General features: G+C 58.9%; 2 protein-coding genes and 2 pseudogenes. All 4 read left to right on the forward strand.

Annotated elements, in window-relative coordinates; translation table 11 throughout:
- Window positions 1-169, forward strand: a pseudogene (locus DPV74_RS39285) (mechanosensitive ion channel family protein); the annotation flags it as partial.
- Between the two features lie 205 nt (window positions 170-374).
- The gene (locus DPV74_RS39290; RefSeq protein ID WP_162923278.1) at window positions 375-1949 is read left to right on the forward strand and encodes a hypothetical protein; all 1575 of its coding nucleotides are present in this window, start codon (window positions 375-377) and stop codon (window positions 1947-1949) included.
- Window positions 1950-2685: 736 nt separating this feature from the next.
- The gene (locus tag DPV74_RS39295) at window positions 2686-4113 is read left to right on the forward strand and encodes a mannose-1-phosphate guanylyltransferase/mannose-6-phosphate isomerase (protein WP_119339146.1); all 1428 of its coding nucleotides are present in this window, start codon (window positions 2686-2688) and stop codon (window positions 4111-4113) included.
- Window positions 4114-4314: 201 nt separating this feature from the next.
- Window positions 4315-4446 (forward strand): annotated as a pseudogene (locus DPV74_RS39300) (mechanosensitive ion channel family protein); the annotation flags it as partial.

Consider the following 4446-nt stretch of genomic DNA (forward strand, 5'->3'; position numbering starts at 1 on the left):
CGGCGTGCTGCAGTTCACGCCGGAAGGCCCGCTGCTGTTCGTGCGCCCGTCCACGCAACCTGAAAACTACTGGCAGGTGTACTGCGACACCAACCGCGTGATCCTCGAGACGTTCCGCGACGCGCAATACCCGACGCCCGAAACGCCGATCTCGCATCGTACGGCTTGATTGCGTCATTTATCGGCACACGAAAAATGCCTGCCACGGCTACTTCAGTTTCCTGTCAAATCCGCCGTTATTCGGAGCACGCGGCAATGACTTCGCGGGATGCCCGCGAAGCGTTCGCACCAGCCGGTGAAGCGGAATCCGAGGCAAAAATGACCTTGTAGCCGTCGCAAGGTACTCGCATACGATCGCTGCCACAGAAGTAGTGTTGGCAATCACCGCCCTACTTACGGTAACTTACAGAAAATTGAAACATCACCTTCTCATCGCGGGCACCGGCCGTGCCGGAACAAGCTTCCTGGTCCAATACCTCGCGGCATGCGGCCTCGACACGCATCTCGCGAGAAATCCTGAAGATCGGCTCGATGAGAATGCCAATGCAGGCCTTGAGGACTTTCCGGCGAGCAATGCCGATCTTCCCTATGTCATCAAGTCCCCATGGCTTTATGAGTTTGTCGACGAACTGCTCGCACGCGAAGATATCCGCGTCGATGCCGTCATCATTCCCATGCGGGATCTTGTTGAGGCAACCTCGAGTCGTGTAGCCAACGAACTGCGGGCGCGTCTCGGGCTCGAAGGATTGCCCGGCGAACTGACACGCTGGCATACGTGGGGATCTACTCCCGGGGGGGTCGTCTATTCGTTGAACCCGATCGATCAGGCGCGTCTGCTGTCGATGGGTTTCCATCAGGTAATCCATGCCTGCGTAAAGAAAGGCGTGCCGCTGGTCTTTCTGGAGTTCCCGCGCTTCATCACAGACGGCGAATATCTGTACGAGCAATTGCGGCCGATCCTGACTGGGATCGACCTTCCGACGGCGATGCTCGCACACACCCGGACTGCCCAACCCGACAAGGTGAGGATCGGTGGCGAGCTCGCGAATTCAGCGAACGTCTCCAAGGGTGAGCTCTTCCCGAATTTTGACTCGCTGGATCGGGTAGCACTCCACCGAGAGATTACCAATTCACGGCGCGATCGCGATATCTATCGCATGGAAGCGGAAAACCTGAGATCCACGATCGCCGATCTGGAGCACCGTCTGGACGAGTGCGCACAGGACCGCGATCGCTGGAGGGGACAAGCTGCGCTAGACAGCTCGCATCGAGTCCGCGTGGAGCAGGAACTGCAAGAAGAGCGCCGGCAGCATGAGATCCTGGTGTCAGACATGCAACGTGGGCATCTACAGCAATTTGAAGAAGCCATTGGCGATCGGGATCGTGCAATCTCCGACCTGAAATCCACCATTGCCGATGTGGAGCACCGTCTGGATGAGTGCGCACAGGACCGCGATCGCTGGAGGGGACAAGCTGCGCTAGACAGCTCGCATCGAGTCCGCGTGGAGCAGGAACTGCAAGAAGAGCGCCGGCAGCATGAGATCCTGGTGTCAGACATGCAACGCGGGCATCTACAGCAATTTGAAGAAGCCATTGGCGACCGGGATCACACGATCTCCGACCTGAAATCCACCATTGCCGGTGTGGAGCACAGGCTGGGCGAGTGCGTACAGGATCGCGATCGCTGGAAGGAACAAGCTGCGCAAGAAAACCTGCATCGGGTCCGTGCGGAGCAGGCGTTGGTGGAAAGTCATCAGCAGCAAGAGAAACTCGTCTCGGACATGCAACGTATGCATCTACAGCAACTGGAAGAAGTCATTGGCGACCGGGACCGCTTGATCTCCGAGATGGCGGAAAAGAACACAACGTTAGAGGAGATTTTCACCTCGACCTCCTGGCGGATCACCGATCCACTCCGAAAACTGCACCGGGTCATGTACCGTAAGTGACCTGTCCCTGCGATTGGTTTTGGTAAAGACGACAAATCCGTTGCGACAAGCGAGCGCCACCCAGATTTCAATCCCGAGCAAGCGCGGAAAGTGGATGCGGTGGCGATCGTCCGGCAACTTACGCCGTCTGCTGGTCAGTCACACGAGCAAGTACGCGGAAACCGAGCATGCCCACTCGTGAAGGCCATACATGGAATCGCAACGCGATACGCCACGTGGCAAGCGCAGCAATTTCTACACAACCGAGCGATGCGCCGAGCAAAGTACGACACACTCACACACGACGATCAACAGTCGTTTGCCTGCCGTCCGATACATCCCGTGCGAATCGCATCGCGTGTCCCAAATGTGCGAGGTCGACGATCTCCTCGACAAACCATACGCACACCCATCCTGCCCGCTTCTTCACTACGTCAGGCTGCTTGCGTGAGAAATCCTGGACCCAAGCAGGTACTAGTGCTTCAGCGGCTTGAGCACGGTCTTCTCGAATGACATCCCGAGCCAAGCTCGATTGCCCTTCCGCCTGGAAACGCAGGCGTCTGTCAATGAAGTTGTCCTTCGGAGCTGGAAGATCCCGCCCCGTCCCCCATGGTGATATCGCTGCACTCCGTCTAACGTTGCTTGCGTTACATCCGTGGGCGGGCGAGCCAACACTTCACGTCATTCCGCTTTGCTAAAATGACTCGCCCTCTCGAATCGAACTGGCACCCAATCGCCCCGACCCAGGCATTCCCCCATGAGTATCCACCCGATCATCCTGTGCGGCGGTAACGGCAGTCGTCTGTGGCCGATGTCCCGCAGCAACTACCCGAAGCAATTTCTAAAGCTGGCGGGCGAACAGCCCCTTATCCAGCAAACGGTCCTGCGCGCCAGCAAAATCTCGGGAATCGCCTCTCCGGTCATCGTCGCGAATCACGTGCATCGCTTCATGGTTGCCGAGCAACTGCAGCATACCGGCATCAAGCCACGAGCCATCGTGCTGGAACCGCTCGGCCGCAACACCGCACCAGCAATCGCCGTGGCGGCACAGATCGCATTACGCGATGATCCGGATGCCTTGCTTCTCGTGCTGCCGTCCGACCACGTCGTGCAAAATTTGCCCGCGTTCATCACGGCCGTCGACACCGCAGTCGCCGTCGCGAAGCAGGGACATCTCGTCACATTCGGGATTCCGCCGACCGAGCCCCACACCGGTTATGGGTACATTCGCCGCGGTGAAGCGATCGAGGCCGGCATTGGCGCTCACGCTGTCGACGCGTTCGTCGAAAAGCCCAACCGTGAGCGGGCTGCGGAATTCGTCCAGGACGACCGCTACTACTGGAACAGCGGCATGTTTCTGCTAAACGCGGCAGCTTATCTCGACGAAGTCGCACAACATGCACCCGATATCAGTCGACAAGCAACAAGGGCGTTTGAACACGCTCAGCAGGACTACGATTTTCTGCGCCTCGACAGCGATGCATTCGCTGCGTGCCCAGACATCTCCATTGATTACGCCGTCATGGAGAAGACCGAGCGTGCGGCCGTGGTCGCGGCAACCCAACTCGGCTGGAGCGATATCGGTTCGTGGAGCGCGCTAGCTGATATCTCTGCGCGCGACGATCACGGCAATATAGCCTCCGGTGACGTCTATACGGACACGGTTGCAAACTCATACATCCGTGCGGAACACCGAATGGTCGCCGCGATCGGGGTCCAGGATGTCGTCATAGTCGAAACCGCAGATGCTGTCCTTGTCGCGCATCGCGACCACGTCCAGGACGTAAAGAAGGTCGTCGAAAAACTCAACGTATCGGGACGACTCGAATCAGTCACACATCGCCGCGTCCCTCGCCCCTGGGGATCCTACGAAAGCATCGATGCCGGCGACCGCTTCCAGGTCAAGCGGATCATCGTCGCGCCCGGGGCGCAACTGAGCCTGCAGATGCACCATCACCGAGCGGAGCACTGGATCGTTGTAAAGGGCGCCGCGCTCGTGACGAACGGGGATGCGGAAATCATTCTTACCGAAAATCAATCCACCTATATTCCCCTTGGCACCCCACATCGACTCAAAAACCCCGGCAGGATCCCGCTTGAGCTGATCGAAGTCCAGTCGGGGTCGTATCTCGGCGAGGACGACATCGTCCGCTTCGAAGACACCTACGGCCGCGCAGCGTCGTAATCACGGCAAAATCCGGCTCGCGCGCCGCACACGGCCGCGATCCTGATACATCCCCAACGGGCAGCACGCACCCGCGTCCTGCCCGTTTTCCATTACGTCAAGCAGTGTCAGACAGGTTGCCGCCCCTCCCGGCTCAGGTTATAAAAGCGCCACCCACCCGGTGCATGCGCCGCCCTTTCTACCCTTGACTTCGGAGAACGCATGATCGATCTCGCCACCGCCCAGCAATTCCTGATGACCCGCGGCCTCGACTTCGGCCTCAACCTCCTCGCCGCGATCGTCTTGTGGTTCGTCGGCCGCTGGGCGATCCGCATCGGTACCCGCCTGCTCGGC

The organism is Burkholderia sp. HAN2018 (assembly GCF_024704855.1).
GTDB lineage: Bacteria > Pseudomonadota > Gammaproteobacteria > Burkholderiales > Burkholderiaceae > Burkholderia > Burkholderia cepacia.

What these genes read in the sequence shown, in the direction of transcription:
- DPV74_RS39295 (WP_119339146.1), top strand. Translation starts at nt 2,686, where the DNA reads ATGAGTATCCACCCGATCATCCTGTGCGGCGGTAACGGCAGTCGTCTG.